Below are 1,990 nucleotides of genomic sequence, written 5' to 3' on the forward strand. Positions count from 1 at the left end.
CTATACGCATCCTCATAGACAGCAGCGTCTGGTTGGACATCCTAAAGAACGCCCGTCTCGATCCGGTGCTCACCGCGATCGAGGACCTGGTCGCCGTCGAAGCCATTTCGCTGATCATGCCAGAACAGATCGTGTTCGAGTTCGACAGGAACAAGGACAGGGTCAAGGACGCCAGAAAGACCACGCTAGTCGGGACCGTGAAACGTTTTCGCGAAGCGCTGTCGCAGATCGACAGCGAGGCCGAGCGCGAGCAGGCACTGCAGGCTGTCAGCGCCATCGACCACAAGCTGGCGCTCACCGCAGACACCGGTGAGAAGGTGATAACGCGGATCACGGAGTTAATGGCGAAGGCACCAGTGATCGCCGTGACCGACAGCGTTAAGCTGAAGGCCGCCGACCGGTCGCTTACGCGTGCGGCGCCGTGTCACCAGACCAAGAACAGTATCGCCGATGCCATAATCCTCGAGGCTTATCTCGAGGCCATGGCGGCGGACGGCGCGCCGGACAGTCAATTCGTCTTCGTCACGACCAACACCAACGACTTTTCCGCGGTGCCGGCGACAAGCAGATGCCCCACCCCGACCTCGAACCGCACTTCGCCGACCAGAGATCCACCTACTCGACCCAGATCGCCGACGTGATCCGCGATGTCGACGAAAGCATCCTCGACGAGTACACTTTCGGAGATGACTTCTATGAGGAGCCTCGGAAGTTGTCAGAATTGCTCGAAGCCGAACATCTGCTGTTTCGGCAGGTTTGGTATAATCGCCACCAGAATCTGCGGCGTCGAGTCAGCACCGGTGAGACCAAGTTGGTAGATGCGATCGACCTGACGCAGCGCCCGGTCACATCCCTGATGACGCGCGACACGTGGGCCGCAGCGCTTGAAGCAGCCAAGCGAACTGAGGATGAGGTTGGCTCGGATAACCTTGGTCCTTGGGACGATTTCGAATGGGGTATGCTCAACGGCAAACTCTCGGCTTTGCGCTGGGTGCTCGGCAACGAATGGGACATGTTGGACACGTGACGCAATGAAGAAGGTAGATGATACGTCTGGCTGGTCCAGCTAGATTCGAATGGCGATCGAGGTCGAGGTGGCTGGGAGCCAGAAGAGAAAAGCAAATCGCTCCAAACCGGTGCCCGTTTCCGACGCCATGTGTCGGCTCGACCTTATGCTGAAGGCCCTCGAAAGTGAGATAAGGGGCGCGATCTGGGCGAAGGCGACGCTTGAGGTCGGAAACACTATCGTGATGGCCGACTATCACGGCCAAACGTTTGATGGTGCCAACTGCTACAATGTGCTTCGAAACAGCACGCAGACAGCTCTAATCCTGTCGCTCTGCAAGCTATTCGAGAGGCCGCGCGGCCGTCAGGGAAAGTCCGAGGTGACGGCCTTCAACCGCAGCGACCTGGCTTCAATCCCAGTGTTCCTTCATCTGCTCAGGCAGAAACGTTGCCGTGCCAAATTGGTCGAACGAGCGTCGACAGGCTGGGATGGAAATTCTCTCGGCATGTCGAAGATGTGGGAAGGCGATTGCATGGCGGCTTTGCATCGCTGCGACGATACTGCACGCCGCCTGACATCGCCTCTTGGTCGACGCGCAGCAGCCGCGTTGGGTGTTTTCCGTGATGACCACGTCGCGCACCTTTACGCCGAACCGCGGGTTTGGAACGCCAATCGCTACAACGAGCTATTTCTCCTGCTCGATATTGCGTCGGATCTTGTCTCGCATGCGTGCATTGCGTTTCGGGGGTGCAACCTCGATTTCAAGGAAAGGGAGGAGATCTGGATGGGTGAGGCGCATGCCTTTTGGAAGCCTGCCCTGGCTGCCGCGACTGCGGCCGATCCATACTCGATTTAAGGCATCAACACTGTGGCAGCGGCCTAGGAGCTATGGCAGGTTGAGCTGGTATTGGGCAATGGCTATCTGGTGCCAACCGCAGGCGGGTCCCCGCCTCCATCCTGGACGACATTGGCAAGGTTCAACTA

3 protein-coding genes are annotated in these 1,990 nt (G+C 58.4%); all 3 read left to right on the forward strand.

Translation table 11 applies throughout. The features are described from left to right. A partial coding sequence (locus tag EOA22_RS31760) for a PIN domain-containing protein (RefSeq protein WP_206521383.1) occupies positions 1-641 on the forward strand: 641 nt, incomplete at its 5' end. After that, on the forward strand, positions 638-1,027 hold the full coding sequence (locus EOA22_RS31765; protein WP_063170761.1) for a hypothetical protein: 390 nt from the start codon (positions 638-640) through the stop codon (positions 1,025-1,027). The genes EOA22_RS31760 and EOA22_RS31765, both read left to right, overlap by 4 nt. A 49-nt stretch (positions 1,028-1,076) precedes the next feature. Then, positions 1,077-1,862 carry a hypothetical protein gene (locus tag EOA22_RS31770; protein ID WP_063170760.1) on the forward strand — a complete coding sequence of 262 codons (786 nt, stop codon included), beginning with the start codon at positions 1,077-1,079 and terminating at the stop codon, positions 1,860-1,862. The last annotated feature ends 128 nt before the right edge of the window (positions 1,863-1,990 follow it).

Origin of the sequence: Mesorhizobium sp. M7A.F.Ca.US.014.04.1.1 (genome assembly GCF_003998745.1) — a bacterium.
GTDB classification, from domain to species: Bacteria; Pseudomonadota; Alphaproteobacteria; order Rhizobiales; family Rhizobiaceae; genus Mesorhizobium; species Mesorhizobium ciceri.

What these genes read in the sequence shown, in the direction of transcription:
- EOA22_RS31770 (WP_063170760.1), top strand. Translation starts at nt 1,077, where the DNA reads ATGGCGATCGAGGTCGAGGTGGCTGGGAGCCAGAAGAGAAAAGCAAAT.